Source organism: Paraburkholderia sp. EG286B (assembly GCF_040965655.1).
GTDB lineage: Bacteria > Pseudomonadota > Gammaproteobacteria > Burkholderiales > Burkholderiaceae > Paraburkholderia.
Genome location: NZ_JBFRCF010000002.1, coordinates 530974 through 546620, shown reverse-complemented (window position 1 = coordinate 546620; position 15647 = coordinate 530974). Strand labels below are relative to the sequence as shown.

Genomic DNA, 15647 nt, shown 5'->3' with positions numbered 1-15647 from the left:
TGGTCACAGCCTCAGCCGTTGCCCGCGCGCGGTGTTTGCTGCATTGCAAAATCGTAGAGCGCGTCGAGCGTCGCATCGGGCTGCTCGGTCATCAGCGCGTGGCCGGCGTCCAGCGTGACCGTGTCCACGGGTGTACCCGCTTGCGCGAAGGCCTCGGCGAGGGCGCGCGTGGCGCGCGGGGGCGTCATCGCGTCGCGTTTGCCGAGGATCAGGCGCACCGGGCAGCGGACTTTCGCGGCGCTGGTGAGGCCGTCCGCATAGGCGTTGCACGCCGCGAAATCGGTATGGAACAGCTGCGGCTCGCCGCGCGCGGAGACGCGCTCCATGAGCCGCTGGTTCATGCCGCGCAGCCAGAAGCCCGGCCCGGGGCTCGAGGGCTTGGCGGCGAGCGTCGAGTGCGACCACGCGTTGACGAGCGCGATCGCCTCCGGCTCACGCTCGCGCGCGGCTTCGAGCAGGCTTGGCGCGACCGTCATCGGGAATGCAGTGGCGAGCAGCGCGATGCGCTGTGCGCGCTCCGGATGGCGCGCCGCGAATTCGAGCGCGACGAGCGAGCCCATGCTATGGCCGGCGACGAAGGCCCGCGGGGCGTTCAGCGCGTCGAGCAGGGCGGCGAGCCAGTCGGCGAGCGCGCCGATGCTCGTGAGCGCCGGGCCCGCGCTGCGCAGGTGGCCGGGCAGATCGACGGCCAGCGCGTTGAAGCCGTGGTTGGCGAAATAGCGCGATTGCAGCGCCCAGACGCTGTGGTCGTGCTGCGCGCCGTGGACGAACACCGCGAACGGCAGCGCGGGGTCGATCGCGTGCGAGGCCGTGTAGGCATAGACCGGCTTGCCGGCGACATCGACGATCATGACGCCTCCTTGCCAGTGGCCTTGGCTTTCGCTGCTTCCGTTTTTTGCGACGCCTTCAGCGCGCGCTTGAGGTCGTCTACCAGGTCGGCGGGGTCTTCGAGCCCGATCGAGAGCCGGATCGTGCCCTCCGCAATGCCGGCGGCGGCCAGCGCGGCGGCGTCCATGCGGAAATGCGTGGTCGAGGCGGGGTGGATCACGAGCGAGCGCGCGTCGCCGACGTTGGCCAGATGCGAGAACAGCGTGAGCGCTTCGATGAAGCGCTTGCCCGCCGCGCGGCCGCCGCGCAGGTTGAAGCTGAACACGGCGCCCGCGCCGCGCGGCAGCAGACGCTTCGCAAGCGCGTAGTCGGGATGGCTCGGCAGTTCCGGCCACGCGACCGATTCGACCGCTTCGTGCGCGGCGAGAAATTCGACGATGCGCCGCGCGTTCGCCACATGCCGCTCCATGCGCAGCGGCAGCGTTTCTATGCCTTGCAGCAATTGCCACGCGGCCTGCGGATGCAGGCACGCGCCGAAGTCGCGCAGGCCCTCGCGGCGCGCGCGCAGGAGGAAGGGCGCGACCGTGCTTTCCTCGCTGAACACCATGTCGTGAAAGCCCGCATAGGGCTCGGTGAGTTCGGGAAAGCGACCCGACGCTTCGAAGTCGAACGTGCCGCCATCGACCAGCACGCCGCCAATCGTCGTGCCATGGCCGCCGAGGAACTTGGTGGCCGAGTGATAGACGAGATCCGCGCCGTGCTCGAAGGGGCGCAGCAGGTAAGGCGTGGTGAACGTCGAATCGACGAGGAGCGGCACGCCATGGGAGTGCGCGATCTGCGCGACCGCTTCGATGTCGAGCACGTCGAGGCCCGGGTTGCCGAGCGTTTCGCCGAACAGCAGACGCGTGTTGGGCCGCAGCGCCGCGCGCCAGGCGTCGAGGTCGCCGGGCTTCACGAAAGTCGTCTCGATGCCGAACCGCTTGAGCGTGTAGTGCAGCAGGTTGTGCGAGCCGCCGTAAAGCGCCGCCGAGGCGACGATGTGCGAGCCCGCGCCCATCAGCGTCGCGATCGCGAGATGCAGCGCCGCCTGGCCGCTCGCGGTGCCGATCGCGCCCGCGCCGGCTTCGAGCGCGGCCACGCGCTCTTCGAACACGGCGACGGTCGGGTTCGAGATGCGCGAGTACACGTGGCCCGCGCGCTCCATGTTGAAGAGCGCGGCGGCGTGGTCGGTGTCGCGAAACGAGAACGAGGTGGTGAGGTAGATCGGCGTCGCGCGGGCGCCGGTGGCGGGGTCGGGCGCCGCGCCCGCATGCAGCGCGAGCGTGTCGAAGCGGCTATCGGGAGTCGATCCAGGATTTGATGACATCGTGGCGGCGCGGCCGGCGCGAACCGGCCTGGGGTCGGGGGTGAAGGGCATCGTAACACCGGCGGCGGGCCGCGGGGACGCCCGGCCGGGCGTTTTTCGGGCCGGATGGAGGGCATCCCGCGTGGCCGGATTCGTGCCGGAAAACCCCTCGCCACGGCTTTCGGCAGACGTTTCGGTAAGCCCCGGAGCGCCCGCCGCGCGGCTTTCCTTTTAACAATCTTTCCGCTAGGATCGAATCAGGTAGGCATCTTTTCAGCATTTCCCCCATTACTAGCGGCATTCCTGGAGACACATCATGCGTGTCAGCGACATCCTCAAGGTGAAGGGCAACACGCTCTACACCGTCACGCCCGACACTGCGCTGAACGAGGCAGTCAACACCATGGCCGAACACGATATCGGCTCGCTCGTCGTCATGGAATATGGCGATCTGGTCGGCATGCTCACGTTCCGCGAGATCATCCTCACGCTGCGCGCAAACGGCGGCAGCGTCGGCACCACGACGATCCGCAAGGTCATGGACGATCATCCCATCACCTGCACGCCGGAAACCGAGGTCGACGAAGTGCGCCGCATGATGCTCGAGCACCATGTGCGCTACCTGCCGGTCATGGAAAGCCGCTCGCTCATGGGCGTGATCTCGTTCTACGACGTGGCGAAGGCCGTGGTGGAAGCGCAGGGCTTCGAGAACAAGCTGCTCAAGGCGTATATTCGCGACTGGCCCGAAGAGGAGCGTCAGCCGGCGCGCTGAGCGCAGCCCGACTTCGCCCGATTGATCAGTATGGAAAAGCGCGCCTCAGGCGCGCTTTTTCGCGTCTGGGCCCCATGAATTCCGTCAGTGCGATTCCTGCTCGATGAACGATAGACCGATGCCCGCGGCGCAGCGCGACAAGCGCAAAGCGCACCCTGAGGGTGACCACGCTTCGCAGTTCGCGCTGCTGCGCCAGCGCCGTTTTGCCCCGTTTTTCTGGACGCAGTTCCTCGGGGCGATGAACGACAACGTCTTCAAGATCGGCTTCACCTCGCTCGTCACCTATCAGGCCGCGCGCTTTTCGGGCGTCGATCCGAAGACGGTCGCATTCCTCATCTCGGCCATTTTCATCCTGCCGTTCGTGCTGTTTTCCGCGACCTCGGGCCAGGTCGCCGACAAGTACGACAAGGCGATGCTCACGCGCTGGGTCAAGACCTTCGAGATCGCGGTCATGCTGATCGGCGCGGCCGGCTTCTGGATGCACAGCGCGCCGCTGCTGTACGCGTGCACCTTCCTGATGGGCGTGCATTCGACCGTGTTCGGGCCGGTCAAGTACGCGTACCTCCCGCAGCGCCTCACGCCCGATGAACTGGTTGGCGGCAACGGGCTCGTCGAAATGGGCACGTTCGTCGCAATCTTGCTCGGGACGATCGTCGGGGGCGTGGCCGCGGGTATCGGGGCGATGGATCCCGCGTCGGCACATGCGGACCTTGGGCCGCCGCTGGGCGCATGGTGGCTCGGCGGCATGTGCATCGTGATCGCGCTCGTGGGGCGCGTGGCGTCGGCCTTCGTGCCGCCGTGCGAGCCGTCGCAGCCGGACCTGCGCATCAACTGGAATCCGGTGTCCGAGACCTGGCGCAACCTGCGCCTCGCGCACGGCAACCGCACCGTGTTCCTGAGCCTGCTCGGCATCTCGTGGCTCTGGTTCGTGGGCGCGACGTTTCTCGCCTCGTTCTTCAATTTCGCGAAGGACGTGATGTCGGCCGACCCCGACGTCGTGACCGTGCTGCTCGCGATGTTTTCGCTCGGCATCGGCTCGGGTTCGCTACTCTGCGAGCGGCTCTCGCGGCGGCGCATCGAGGTTGGGCTCGTGCCGCTCGGCTCGATCGGCATGAGCGTGTTCGGCATCGATCTGTTCTTTGCGAGCCACGCGTTGCCTCCCGCGTCCCATCTGCTTTCGGTAGGCGAATTCCTGCGCACCGCCGCGCACTGGCGCGTGCTCGCCGACCTGTTCCTGCTCGCCATGTTCGGCGGCTTCTACAGCGTGCCGCTCTACGCGTTGATCCAGAGCCGCAGCGCGCCCAGCCACCGCGCGCGCATCATCGCCGCGAACAACATCCTCAATTCGCTCTTCATGATCGTCTCGGCGCTCATGGCGATGGCGCTCACGTCCGCGGGCGTCGGCATTCCCGGCATCTTTCTGACCACGGCGCTGCTCAATATCGTCGTGGCGGCCTACATCTACACGCTCGTGCCCGAGTTCCTGCTGCGCTTCGTGGCGTGGGTGCTCGTGCATACGGTCTACCGCGTGCGGCTCGTGCATACCGAACGCATACCGGTCGAGGGCGCCGCCGTGCTCGTCTGCAATCACGTGAGCTATGTCGATGCGATCGTCATCATGGCTGAGAGCCCGCGGCCGATCCGCTTCGTGATGGATCAGCAGATCTTCCGCTCGCCGTTCTTCGGCTGGGTGTTCCGCCACGCCAAGGCCATTCCGATTGCGCCCGCGCACGAAGACCCGGATGCGCTCGCTGCTGCCTACGACGCGTGTGCGGCCGCACTGGCCGAGGGCGACCTCGTCTGCATTTTTCCCGAGGGCAAGCTCACGCGCACCGGGGAGATGAACCCGTTTCGCCACGGCGTGAGCGAAATCTTGAGGCGCTCGCCCGTGACGGTCGTGCCGATGGCGTTGCGCGGGCTGTGGGGCAGTGCGTTCTCGCGTTTTGCGGGGTCCGGCCAGGAGCGGCCGCTGCGACGCGGTCTGACGAGCCGTTTGACGCTCGCGGTGGGCGAGCCGATCGCGGCGGCGGACGCGACGCTTGAGCGCTTGCAGGAGACGGTGGCGGAACTGCGCGGTGCGCGGCGCTGACGCCAGGCCATACGGCGCGTACGCGCCACCCAACACGTCGCCTCCTTTCGCCAGAAGGCCCGACCGCCCGGTCGGGCGTTGCCGCGCGCGGGCTGGCATAATATTGGATTCCCCGATTCACTTTGGACGACCGCCATGTCCGGCAACACGCTCGGTACGCTTTTCACCGTCACCACCTTCGGCGAATCCCACGGCCCGGCCATTGGCTGCGTCATCGACGGCTGCCCGCCCGGCATGGTGCTCACCGAAGCCGACATCCAGATCGACCTGGACCGCCGCCGCCCCGGCACGTCGCGCCACGTGACGCAGCGCCAGGAAGAGGACAAGGTCGAGATTCTCTCGGGCGTGTTCGAAGGGCGCACCACGGGCACGCCGATCGCGCTCCTGATCCGCAATACCGACCAGCGCAGCAAGGACTACGGCAACATCGTCGAGACCTTCCGCCCCGGTCACGCCGACTACACCTACTGGCAGAAGTACGGCATTCGCGACTATCGCGGCGGCGGCCGCTCGTCGGCGCGCCTCACGGCGCCCACGGTCGCGGCGGGCGCGGTGGCGAAGAAGTGGCTGCGCGAGCGCTTCGGTGTGGAAGTGCGCGGCTACATGCGCGCGCTCGGCGAGATCGACGTGCCGTTCGTGAGCTGGGAGCACGTGCACGAGAATCCGTTCTTCGTGCCCAACGCCGACGTCGTGCCGCAGCTCGAGAGCTACATGGACGCGCTGCGCAAGGACGGCGACTCGATCGGCGCGCGCGTGAACGTGGTGGCGAGCGGGGTGCCGGTGGGCTGGGGCGAGCCGCTGTTCGACCGGCTCGACGCCGACATCGCGCACGCCATGATGGGCATCAACGCGGTGAAGGGCGTGGAGATCGGCGCGGGCTTCGCGAGCGTCGCACAGCGCGGCTCGGTGCACGGCGACGAACTCACGCCCAATGGATTCCATGGCAACCACGCTGGCGGCGTGCTCGGCGGCATTTCGACGGGGCAGGACATCACCGTCTCGATCGCCATCAAGCCGACCTCGAGCATCCGCACGCCGCGGCGCTCGATCGACAAGGCGGGCGATCCCGCGACGGTCGAGACCTTCGGCCGCCACGACCCGTGCGTGGGCATTCGCGCGACGCCGATCGCCGAGGCCATGCTCGCGCTCGTGCTGATCGATCACGCGCTGCGCCACCGCGCGCAGAATGCCGACGTCGTCGTGACGACGCCGAAGATCGCGGCCAGCGACGAGTGAAGTCGATCGGTGCGGCGTGAGCCGCACGCGTTGCGCGGGCAACAAAAAAGCCGCATCAGGCTCACACCTGAAGCGGCTTTTTTTCGCTCACCGGACTTACATGTTCGGGTAGTTCGGCCCGCCGCCACCTTCAGGCGTGACCCATACGATGTTCTGCGTCGGGTCCTTGATGTCGCAGGTCTTGCAGTGCACGCAGTTCTGCGCGTTGATCTGCAGGCGGTCGCTGCCGTCGTCGTTCTTCATGAACTCGTACACCGCGGCCGGGCAGAAGCGCGCTTCGGGACCCGCGTAGGTGCGCAGGTTCACGTTCACGGGCACGCTCGCGTCCTTGAGCGTGAGATGCGCCGGCTGGTTCTCTTCGTGATTCGTGTTCGAGATGAACACCGAAGACAGACGATCGAACGTGAGCTTGCCGTCGGGTTTCGGATACTCGATCGGCTTGCACTGCGAAGCCGGTTTTAGCATCTCGTGGTCGCGATGCTGGTGATGCAGCGTCCACGGCACGTTGCCGCCCAGCAGCTTCTGCTCGATGCCCACCATGAGCGTGCCCAGGTACAGGCCCTTGCTCATCCACTGCTTGAAGTTGCGCGCCTTGTACAGCTCCGTGTGGAGCCACGACTGCTTGAACGCTTCCGGGTAGGCCGCGAGTTCATCGCTCTGTCGGCCCGCCTGCACGGCTTCGAATGCGGCGTCCGCAGCCAGCATGCCGGTCTTGATCGCCGCGTGGCTGCCCTTGATGCGCGAGGCGTTCAGAAAGCCCGCGTCGTCGCCCACCAGCGCGCCGCCCGGGAACACGAGCTTGGGCAGCGACATCAGGCCGCCGGCCGTGATCGCGCGCGCACCATACGAGACGCGCTTGCCGCCTTCCAGATACTTGCGGATTTCCGGGTGCGTCTTGTAACGCTGGAACTCCTCGAACGGCGAGAGGTACGGATTCTGATACGCAAGACCCACGACAAAGCCCACCATCACCTGGTTGTTGTCGGTGTGGTACAGGAACGAGCCGCCATAGGTGTCGCTTTCCAGCGGCCAGCCGGCGGTGTGGATCACGAGGCCGGGCCGGTGCTTCGAGGGATCGATCTCCCACAGTTCCTTGATGCCGATGCCGTAGACCTGCGGATCCGAATCCTTGCCCAGCTTGAACTTCTCGTTCAGCTGACGGCCCAGATGCCCGCGGCAGCCTTCGCAGAACAGCGTGTACTTCGCGTGCAGCTCCATGCCGAGCTGGAAGTTCTCGGTGGGCTCGCCGTCCTTGCCGACACCCATGTTGCCGGTGGCGACGCCCTTGACCGACCCGTCGTCGTTGTAGAGCACTTCGGCAGCGGGGAAGCCCGGGAAGATTTCGACGCCCAGCGCCTCGGCCTGCTGGCCCAGCCAGCGCGTGACGTTCGCGAGGCTGATGACGTAGTTGCCGTGGTTCTTGAAGTTGTCGGGCAGCGCCCAGTTCGGCACAGCCTTAGCCCCCGTTTCGGAAAGAAAAAGGAACTTGTCCTCGGTCACGGGCACGTTCAGCGGTGCGCCTTGCTCTTTCCAGTCCGGAATCAGCTCGTTCAGGGCACGCGGATCCATGACCGCGCCCGAGAGGATATGCGCCCCGATTTCCGAGCCTTTCTCCAGCACGCAGACGCCGATCTCAGCGCCTTTCTCCGCGGCCAGCTGCTTCAGGCGGATCGCGGCAGACAGCCCGGCGGGGCCGCCACCGACGATCACCACGTCGTATTCCATCGACTCGCGTGGGCCGTATTGCTCTAAAAGACTTGCGGGGGTCATCAATGCTCCTCTTGCCATTAGAATGCTTTTTTCGGGTTCGTATTGTCGGGTAACGTTCCCCGTGCCGCAACCCAACAGGCTAACATTAGCACGACCGTTCTATTCTTTGGCGTCAGATTTGGCGGGCCGACGCCGCCGCGTTCTGGCGCTTATTTACTTCTGAACAGGAACCGGAAATGGGCCGTTCGATCAATCTGGAAGGCAAGGTCGCGATGATCACGGGGGCCTCCAGCGGGCTCGGCAAGCGTTTCGCACAGGTGCTCTCGCAGGCGGGTGCAAAGGTCGTGCTGGCGAGCCGTCGTGTGGAGCGGCTCAAGGAACTGCGCGCCGAAATCGAGGCGAGCGGGGGCGCCGCGCACGTCGTTTCGCTCGACGTGACCGACTACCAGAGCATACGCTCGGCGGTCGCGCACGCGGAAACCGAGGCGGGGACCATCGACATCCTCGTCAACAACTCGGGCGTCTCCACGACGCAAAAGCTCGCGGACGTCACACCCGCCGACTTTGAATACGTGTTCGACACCAACACGCGCGGCGCCTTCTTCGTGGCCCAGGAAGTGGCCAAGCGCATGATCATGCGCGGCAACGGCGGCGGCCCGAAGCCGGCCTACCGCATCATCAATATCGCTTCGGTGGCGGGCCTGCGCGTGCTGCCGCAAATCGGCCTGTACGCGATCAGCAAGGCCGCGGTCGTCCATATGACGAAGGCGATGGCGCTCGAGTGGGGCCGCCACGGCATCAACGTGAACGCGATCTGCCCGGGCTACATCGACACGGAGATCAACCACCACCACTGGTCGACCGAGCAGGGACAAAAGCTCGTTTCGATGCTGCCGCGCCACCGCGTCGGCAAACCCGAGGACCTCGACGGCCTGCTGCTGCTGCTCGCGGCCGACGAGTCGTCGTTCATCAACGGGTCGATCATCGCCGCCGACGACGGCTTCGGGCTCACCTGAACCGAGGCGAGTCCGGCCGCCCGCCGGCATCCTGTTTTTCGCAACAACACGAAGTTGAAGTGCAATGAGTGACTACCACCCCGTATTTGAAATGACCATGCCGATCCGTTGGGGCGACATGGATGCGTTCGGCCATGTGAACAACACGGTCTATTTCCGCTACATGGAGCAGGTGCGGATTTCCTGGTTCGAGCATCTGGGCGTGGCCGCGGAGAGCGGCGACGGCCAGGGCCCCGTGATCGTCAATGCTTCGATGGAATTCCTCAAGCAGCTGCATTACCCCGGCGACATCGTCTGCACGATGACGGTCGGCCAGCCAGGCCGCAGCAGCTTCGACGCCGGTTTCGAACTGCGCCGCGCCGACGAGCCGGACACCCTTTACGCACGCGGAAACGCGCGCTGCGTGTGGATCGACTACGCGGCAGGCAAATCGGTGCCGATTCCCGACATGCTGCGCGCCACCATCGAGCATGCCGGGCTGGTCAAGTCCGACCGGGTAGGCTGAGCGCCCCTATATCGCGCGCTGCCCTGCAGCGCGCGGCCTTGGCGCCCTTACTGGCCGAGCAGCCGCTGCAGCAGCTCGGTGGCGTTGCCGGTGTCGTACTTGCGCATGAGGCGCGCGCGATAGACATCCACGGTGCGCGGGCTGATCTCGAGAATGCGCCCGATCTGTTTGCTGGTCTTGCCGGTCACGAGCTGCGCGGCGATCTCGCGCTCGCGCGGCGTGAGTTCGATGGCCACGCGCCGCGTCGCGCTCAGGTCTTCAAACGTCCAGACGCCCGCCGCGTGCGGCTCGGCACGATCGAGCGAGCGCCCCGTGACGTGACACCAGAAGAGTTCGCCGTTGGCGCGCTTCATGATGCGGTCGTCGGCGTAGCTGCCTTGCGCCGTCATGATCGGCGGGATGCGTGCGCCAATGCGCTCGAACTCGTCCGCTGACGGGTAGAGCACCTGGAACGACTGGCCGATCAGCGCCTCGCGTGCGCAGCCGAAGATGGCGGCGACCTGATCGTTGCAATCGACGATGGTGCGCTCGCGCGCCAGCACGAGGCCGATGGGCGCGAGATGGAACGCGGTCTGGTAGTCGAGAGCGGAGCGTTCGACGGATTGGGTGGGAGCAGCCATGGCGGACGGTGCGGGTATTGCTTTATGTAGTTTTGCGTATTGTGCCGCAACAGGGGGCCAGCGTACGCTTTGCACCCATCGGAGGGGCGGTTTTCCAGGCTCGCGCGGCTCGTTTGGGCCAGTGCGCGCGGCCCGGCCGGGCTGCCGGCTTCACGGCAACGCCGCCGGGGCATGACTAGAATTGAACATCCGGACGCGCCAGACGTCCGCGCGACAAACCGGATTGGCGGATTTCCATTCGAGGAAGGGACACACTGATGAACAAGGTCTATAAAAGCGCGGCTGCCGCGCTCGAGGGCATCGTCAAGGACGGCCAGACATTCGCAGTCGGCGGCTTTGGGCTGTGCGGCATTCCCGAAGCCCTGATCGCCGCATTGCGCGATACGGGCGTGAAGGGCATCACCTGCATCAGCAACAACGCGGGCGTGGACGGCTTCGGCCTCGGCCTGCTGCTGGAGACGCGCCAGATCAAGAAAATGATCTCGTCCTACGTGGGCGAGAACAAGGAATTCGAGCGCCAGTATCTGTCGGGCGAACTCGAACTCGAATTCACGCCGCAAGGCACGCTGGCTGAAAAGCTGCGCGCGGGCGGCGCCGGCATCCCGGCGTTCTTCACGAACACGGGCTTCGGCACGCTGATCGCCGAAGGCAAGGAAACGCGCCAGTTCGGCGACAATCACTACGTGCTCGAGCATTCGCTCACGGCAGATGTCGCGCTCGTGAAGGCGTGGAAGGCCGACAAGTCGGGCAACCTGGTCTTCCGCCGCACGGCGCGCAACTTCAACCCGATGTGCGCGATGGCGGGCAAGATCACCGTGGCGGAAGTGGAAGAGATCGTCGAGAACGGCGCACTCGATCCGGACGCCATCCATACGCCGGGCATCTTCGTGCAGCGCATCGTGCTCAACGCGCACCCGGAAAAGCGCATCGAACAACGCACCGTGCGCGCCGCAGCTGGCAAACCCGCGGGCAACTGAGGAAGGAGACCGACCATGGCATGGAATCGTGACGAAATGGCCGCGCGCGCGGCGAAGGAACTGCAGGACGGCTTCTACGTGAACCTCGGCATCGGGCTGCCTACGCTTGTCGCCAACCACGTGCCCGCGGGCATGGAAGTGTGGCTGCAGTCGGAAAACGGCCTGCTCGGCATCGGCCCGTTCCCGACCGAGGACGAAGTGGACGCCGACATGATCAACGCCGGCAAGCAGACCGTGACGACGCTGGCGGGTTCGTCGATTTTCTCGTCCGCGGACTCGTTCGCGATGATTCGCGGCGGCCACATCAACCTGGCGATCCTCGGCGCGATGCAGGTGAGCGAGAAGGGCGACCTGGCCAACTGGATGATCCCCGGCAAGATGATCAAGGGCATGGGCGGCGCGATGGACCTCGTGGCCGGCGTCGGCCGCGTGGTCGTGCTGATGGAGCACGTCGCGAAGGGCGACCAGCACAAGATTCTCGAAGCCTGCACGCTGCCGCTGACGGGCGTGGGCGTGGTCGATCTCATCATCACCGACCTCGGCGTGATGGAAGTGAGCGACGCGGGGCTGAAGGTGACCGAACTCGCACCGGGCGTGACGGTGGACGAGATCATGGCGAAGACCGGCGCGCCGCTCGATGTGAGCGCCGTGGGCTGAACGTCGTAGCGTAAGCACGATTGACGGCGGGCGAGACTTCGGTCTCGCCCGTTTCGTTTTTGCGCACGGCTTGCGCGTGGTTCGCGGGAGGCTCGACCGGCGATGCCGTGCGGCAAAGCCGTCTACAATCGTTCGAAAGCCTTGATGCGCCTTCGAGCGAGGATTCCGCGATGACCGAATCGACCGCAGTGCCGCGCCAGCAATACGTCCAGTGTCTCAGTCCCGCGGGCCTGCACCGCATCGCGTACACCGAGTGGGGCGACCCCGCCAACCCGCGCGTGCTCGTATGCGTGCACGGACTCACGCGCTCGGGGCGCGACTTCGACCGCTTCGCCGCCGCGATGGCCGACCAGTATCGCGTCGTGTGCCCGGACGTGGCCGGACGGGGCCTGTCATCGTGGCTGCTCGACCCGCGCGGCTATGGCGTCGCGCAGTACGTGGCGGACATGGTCACGTTGATCGCGCGCACAGGCGTGGAGAAGGTGGACTGGTTCGGCACCTCGATGGGCGGCCTGATCGGCATGGCGCTCGCGGGGCTGCCGGGCGCGCCCATTGGCCGCATGCTGCTCAACGACGTCGGGCCGCATATCGAACCCGCGTCGCTCACGCGGATCGGCGAGTATGTCGGGCAAGGCGGATCGTTCGCCACGCTCCAGGCAGGCATCGACAATGCGGCGCTTCTCGCGGCCTCGTTCGGCCCGCTGAGCGCCGATGAATGGCGCGAGATCAATACGCCGTTGCTGCATGAAGTCGAAGGCACGTGGCGCTACCGGTACGACCCGCGCATTGCGGAGCCCTTCAAGTCGCTCACGCCCGAGCAGAACGAGGAGGGCGAGAAGTTCCTGTGGCGCTCGCTCGCCGCGTTCGAAGGGCCTGTGCTCGTCGTGCGCGGCGCGCTTTCGGACCTGCTTTCGCGCGAAACCGTCGAGAAGATGGTCGCGACCGGGCGCCAGGTATCGAGCGTGGAAATCGAGGGCGTCGGGCACGCGCCGGCCTTCCTCGCGCCCGACCAGATCGCGATCGCGCGCCGTTTCTTCGACGGCGAGGCCCTTCGCGCGTCATAATATGAGATTCGCCGGCATATTCTGGCGTGCGCCGATGCGCGCTCGATCGCAACGGCCCGGAAGTCGACCGTTTTTCACATCTCAACAGGAATTTTCATGGCAGTCATTCGTCACCACGTTGGCCCGCGTCTCTCGGAAACCGCCATCCACAACGGCACCGTCTACCTGGCTGGCCAGATCGCCGAAGACACGAAGCAGGACATCGGCGGCCAGATGCGCGAAGTGCTCGGCCACATCGACCGCCTGCTGGGTGAGGCGAACAGCGACAAGTCGCTGCTGCTCTCGGTGCAGATCTATATCGCCGACATGAAGGATTTCCCCGGCATGAACGCCGAGTGGGACAAGTGGGTCGCGCAAGGCGCGACGCCGCCGCGCGCGACGGTCGAAGCGAAGCTCGCGAATCCGGAATGCCTCGTCGAGATCGTCGTGGTGGCTGCGCAGCGCGATTGAGCGCGAGTCGTTCAGTCGGCGCAGCTGGTTTGATCCTTTTCGTTGTCGCCCGTCCGGCAAGCCGGCGGGCATCGCCTCATGAGTAGCGACACCGTTCCTCCCGCCCCCGCCGTTTCCGCCGATACCGGCGCGCTGCCGTCGCTCGACGACGCGCTTGCGTTCGTGCGCGAGCACGCCGGCGACGCACGTCTTTCCACGGGCGAGCCGCTCATCGAACATGCGCAGGGCACGGCATTCATCATGAGCCGGCTCAACGTCGATCCGCCTGCGGTGCTCGCCGCGGCGCTCTTCAATCTCGCGCCGCATCTCGACGATCCGGAAAACGCGCTCGAAGCGCGCTTCGGCGCGGAAGTCGCGAAGCTCGTGTTCGACGTGCGCAAGCTGTTGCGGCTCGGCACCGTGAGCCTGCGCGCCGCGCAGCATGCCGTGCCCGAAGCGGGCCGGGCAAGTCGCGACGCCCAGGCGGCGCGGCGCGCGCAGGTCGAGTCGCTGCGCAAGATGCTGCTGGCGTTCGCGCAGGACATCCGCGTCGTGCTGATCCGGCTCGCGTCGCGTCTGCAGTCGCTGCGCTTTTATGCGGCGGCGAAGATCAAGCCGGCGCCCGGGATCGCGCACGAGACGCTCGAAATCTACGCGCCGCTCGCCAACCGGCTCGGCATCTGGCAACTGAAGTGGGAGCTCGAAGACCTCGCGTTCCGCTTCCAGGAGCCCGACACCTACAAGCGCATCGCGAAGCTGCTCGACGAAAAGCGCGTGGAGCGCGAGAGCTACGTGTCCGAGGCGATCGCGCGGCTGCAGAGCGAGCTTGCGGCGGCGCATATCCAGGCCGAGGTCAGCGGGCGGCCCAAGCACATCTACAGCATCTGGAAGAAGATGCGCGGCAAGGAGATCGACTTCTCCGAGCTCTACGACGTGCGCGCGTTCCGCGTGATCGTGCCCGACATCAAGGATTGCTACACGGTGCTCGGCATCGTGCACAACCTCTGGCAGCCGGTGCCGAGGGAGTTCGACGACTACATCTCGCGGCCCAAGCCCAACGGTTATCGCTCGCTGCACACGGTCGTGATCGGCGACGACGGCCGCGCGTTCGAAGTGCAGATCCGCACGCAGGAGATGCATCAGTTCGCCGAATACGGCGTGGCCGCGCACTGGCGCTACAAGGAAGCCGGTGCGAAGGGCTACGGCGGCCAGTTCAGCGCGAGCAGCAGCTACGACGAGAAGATCGCGTGGCTGCGCCAGCTGCTCGCCTGGAAGGACGATGTGTCGGATGGGCGCCAGCCGTGGGAGCAGCTGCGCCAGGCCACGCTCGACGACGACCACATCTACGTCCTCACGCCCCAGGCGCGCGTGATCGCGCTGCCGCAGGGCGCAACGCCGCTCGACTTCGCCTATCACCTGCACAGCGAACTGGGCCATCGTTGCCGCGGCGCGCGCGTGGACGGCGCGATGGTGCCGCTCAACACCCAGCTGCGCAACGGCCAGACGGTCGAGATCGTCTCGGTGAAAGAGGGCGGCCCGTCGCGCGACTGGCTCAATCCGCAGCTCGGTTATCTGCACAGCCCGCGTGCGCGTCAGAAGGTCCGCGCGTGGTTCAACGCGATCGAGGCGCAGGAGAACATCGCTAACGGCCGCGCGATGGTGGAAAAGACGCTGCAGCGCGAGGGCCGCACGTCGGTCAGTCTCGACCAGCTCGCGGCCAAGCTGGGCTTCAAGTCGCCCGACGACCTCTTCAGCGTGGTCGGCAAGGAAGAGTTCAGCCTGCGCAACGTCGAGCATGCGCTGCACGACGCGCCCACGGCCGAGCCCGAAGAGGAGACGCCCGAGCAGCTCACCAAACGCGCGAGCGGCGCGAACGTCGCGCATGGCGGGTCGTCGGGCGTGCTGGTGGTGGGCGTCGACGCGCTTCTTACGCAGCTCGCGCGCTGTTGCCGGCCCGCGCCGCCCGACGTGATCAGTGGTTTCGTCACGCGCGGCAAGGGCATGTCGATCCATCGCAGCGACTGCCCGACCTTCCGGCGCATGGCCAACCGCGCGCCCGAGCGCGTGCTGCACACCACGTGGTCGGCCGACGTCATGGGCGGGCGCGGCCAGTCGGTCTACCCGGTCGACATCTCGATCGAGGCCACCGACCGCCAGGGTTTGCTGCGCGACATCTCCGAAGTGTTCGCGCGCGAGAAGATGAACGTGATCGGCGTGAAGACCCAGTCGCGCCGCAATGCGGCGTATATGCAGTTCACGGTGGAAGTGTCGAATTCGGCGCAGATCCAGCGCGCCTGCGTGCTGCTCGGCGAGGTGGGCGGGGTGCAGCGGGCGTCGCGCAGGGGCTGAAGCGGCCAGACGGGGCAGCCAAAGATTGCCGCGCTGCAAAAAAATGCTTG

Annotated in this window: 14 protein-coding genes; 10 read left to right on the top strand and 4 right to left on the bottom strand. The window is 66.4% G+C overall.

Annotated elements, in window-relative coordinates; all coding sequences use genetic code 11:
* Positions 1-11: 11 nt before the first annotated feature.
* Together AB4Y42_RS05830 and AB4Y42_RS05825 are read right to left on the bottom strand one after the other, a co-directional pair.
* A complete protein-coding gene (locus tag AB4Y42_RS05830) occupies positions 12-851 on the bottom strand; it encodes an alpha/beta fold hydrolase (protein WP_368693611.1) in 840 nt (279 codons plus the stop codon).
* Positions 848-2194, bottom strand: coding sequence for an O-acetylhomoserine aminocarboxypropyltransferase (locus tag AB4Y42_RS05825; RefSeq protein WP_368693662.1), 1347 nt, complete (start codon positions 2192-2194; stop codon positions 848-850). The genes AB4Y42_RS05830 and AB4Y42_RS05825 overlap by 4 nt, the downstream gene beginning before the upstream one ends.
* A 295-nt stretch (positions 2195-2489) precedes the next feature.
* On the opposite strand from AB4Y42_RS05825, the gene AB4Y42_RS05820 reads away from it, so the two are divergent.
* The 3 genes from AB4Y42_RS05820 to aroC all read left to right on the top strand — a co-directional run bounded on the left by AB4Y42_RS05820 (position 2490) and on the right by aroC (position 6270).
* Positions 2490-2945, top strand: coding sequence for a CBS domain-containing protein (locus AB4Y42_RS05820; protein WP_069268653.1), 456 nt, complete (start codon positions 2490-2492; stop codon positions 2943-2945).
* Between the two features lie 103 nt (positions 2946-3048).
* On the top strand, positions 3049-5034 hold the full coding sequence (locus AB4Y42_RS05815; protein WP_368693610.1) for an MFS transporter: 1986 nt from the start codon (positions 3049-3051) through the stop codon (positions 5032-5034).
* A gap of 135 nt (positions 5035-5169) precedes the next feature.
* A complete protein-coding gene (gene aroC, locus AB4Y42_RS05810; RefSeq protein ID WP_368686285.1) occupies positions 5170-6270 on the top strand; it encodes a chorismate synthase in 1101 nt (366 codons plus the stop codon).
* Between the two features lie 96 nt (positions 6271-6366).
* Here the strand turns inward: aroC and AB4Y42_RS05805 are convergent, their stop codons facing one another.
* Complete coding sequence (locus tag AB4Y42_RS05805) at positions 6367-8040, bottom strand: electron transfer flavoprotein-ubiquinone oxidoreductase (protein ID WP_368693609.1); 1674 nt, start codon at positions 8038-8040, stop codon at positions 6367-6369.
* A gap of 176 nt (positions 8041-8216) precedes the next feature.
* Here AB4Y42_RS05805 and AB4Y42_RS05800 point away from each other — a divergent pair, with 176 nt between their 5' ends.
* Together AB4Y42_RS05800 and AB4Y42_RS05795 are read left to right on the top strand one after the other, a co-directional pair.
* Positions 8217-8996, top strand: a complete 780-nt coding sequence (locus AB4Y42_RS05800) for an SDR family oxidoreductase (RefSeq protein ID WP_368686283.1) — start codon at positions 8217-8219, stop codon at positions 8994-8996.
* Positions 8997-9060: 64 nt separating this feature from the next.
* Positions 9061-9501 (top strand): acyl-CoA thioesterase, encoded by a 441-nt coding sequence (locus AB4Y42_RS05795; RefSeq protein ID WP_368693608.1) that lies wholly within the window; start codon positions 9061-9063, stop codon positions 9499-9501.
* A 47-nt stretch (positions 9502-9548) separates the two neighbouring features.
* On the opposite strand, the gene AB4Y42_RS05790 is transcribed toward AB4Y42_RS05795, so the two are convergent.
* Positions 9549-10121: a LuxR C-terminal-related transcriptional regulator gene (locus tag AB4Y42_RS05790; RefSeq protein ID WP_110388941.1), complete on the bottom strand. Its 573-nt coding sequence runs from the start codon at positions 10119-10121 to the stop codon at positions 9549-9551.
* Between the two features lie 257 nt (positions 10122-10378).
* Between AB4Y42_RS05790 and AB4Y42_RS05785 the strand changes: the two genes are divergently transcribed.
* From AB4Y42_RS05785 to AB4Y42_RS05765, 5 genes are all read left to right on the top strand, one after another.
* A complete protein-coding gene (locus AB4Y42_RS05785) occupies positions 10379-11098 on the top strand; it encodes a CoA transferase subunit A (protein WP_368686282.1) in 720 nt (239 codons plus the stop codon).
* A gap of 15 nt (positions 11099-11113) precedes the next feature.
* Complete coding sequence (locus tag AB4Y42_RS05780) at positions 11114-11755, top strand: CoA transferase subunit B (protein WP_368686281.1); 642 nt, start codon at positions 11114-11116, stop codon at positions 11753-11755.
* A 170-nt stretch (positions 11756-11925) separates the two neighbouring features.
* Positions 11926-12819: an alpha/beta fold hydrolase gene (locus AB4Y42_RS05775; protein WP_368693607.1), complete on the top strand. Its 894-nt coding sequence runs from the start codon at positions 11926-11928 to the stop codon at positions 12817-12819.
* Between the two features lie 96 nt (positions 12820-12915).
* On the top strand, positions 12916-13269 hold the full coding sequence (locus AB4Y42_RS05770; RefSeq protein ID WP_028216802.1) for a RidA family protein: 354 nt from the start codon (positions 12916-12918) through the stop codon (positions 13267-13269).
* A 78-nt stretch (positions 13270-13347) separates the two neighbouring features.
* On the top strand, positions 13348-15597 hold the full coding sequence (locus tag AB4Y42_RS05765; protein WP_368693606.1) for a bifunctional (p)ppGpp synthetase/guanosine-3',5'-bis(diphosphate) 3'-pyrophosphohydrolase: 2250 nt from the start codon (positions 13348-13350) through the stop codon (positions 15595-15597).
* The last annotated feature ends 50 nt before the right edge of the window (positions 15598-15647 follow it).

What these genes read in the sequence shown, in the direction of transcription:
- AB4Y42_RS05830 (WP_368693611.1), bottom strand. Translation starts at nt 851, where the DNA reads ATGATCGTCGATGTCGCCGGCAAGCCGGTCTATGCCTACACGGCCTCG.
- AB4Y42_RS05825 (WP_368693662.1), bottom strand. Translation starts at nt 2,194, where the DNA reads ATGTCATCAAATCCTGGATCGACTCCCGATAGCCGCTTCGACACGCTC.
- AB4Y42_RS05820 (WP_069268653.1), top strand. Translation starts at nt 2,490, where the DNA reads ATGCGTGTCAGCGACATCCTCAAGGTGAAGGGCAACACGCTCTACACC.
- AB4Y42_RS05815 (WP_368693610.1), top strand. Translation starts at nt 3,049, where the DNA reads ATGAACGATAGACCGATGCCCGCGGCGCAGCGCGACAAGCGCAAAGCG.
- aroC (WP_368686285.1), top strand. Translation starts at nt 5,170, where the DNA reads ATGTCCGGCAACACGCTCGGTACGCTTTTCACCGTCACCACCTTCGGC.
- AB4Y42_RS05805 (WP_368693609.1), bottom strand. Translation starts at nt 8,040, where the DNA reads ATGACCCCCGCAAGTCTTTTAGAGCAATACGGCCCACGCGAGTCGATG.
- AB4Y42_RS05800 (WP_368686283.1), top strand. Translation starts at nt 8,217, where the DNA reads ATGGGCCGTTCGATCAATCTGGAAGGCAAGGTCGCGATGATCACGGGG.
- AB4Y42_RS05795 (WP_368693608.1), top strand. Translation starts at nt 9,061, where the DNA reads ATGAGTGACTACCACCCCGTATTTGAAATGACCATGCCGATCCGTTGG.
- AB4Y42_RS05790 (WP_110388941.1), bottom strand. Translation starts at nt 10,121, where the DNA reads ATGGCTGCTCCCACCCAATCCGTCGAACGCTCCGCTCTCGACTACCAG.
- AB4Y42_RS05785 (WP_368686282.1), top strand. Translation starts at nt 10,379, where the DNA reads ATGAACAAGGTCTATAAAAGCGCGGCTGCCGCGCTCGAGGGCATCGTC.
- AB4Y42_RS05780 (WP_368686281.1), top strand. Translation starts at nt 11,114, where the DNA reads ATGGCATGGAATCGTGACGAAATGGCCGCGCGCGCGGCGAAGGAACTG.
- AB4Y42_RS05775 (WP_368693607.1), top strand. Translation starts at nt 11,926, where the DNA reads ATGACCGAATCGACCGCAGTGCCGCGCCAGCAATACGTCCAGTGTCTC.
- AB4Y42_RS05770 (WP_028216802.1), top strand. Translation starts at nt 12,916, where the DNA reads ATGGCAGTCATTCGTCACCACGTTGGCCCGCGTCTCTCGGAAACCGCC.
- AB4Y42_RS05765 (WP_368693606.1), top strand. Translation starts at nt 13,348, where the DNA reads ATGAGTAGCGACACCGTTCCTCCCGCCCCCGCCGTTTCCGCCGATACC.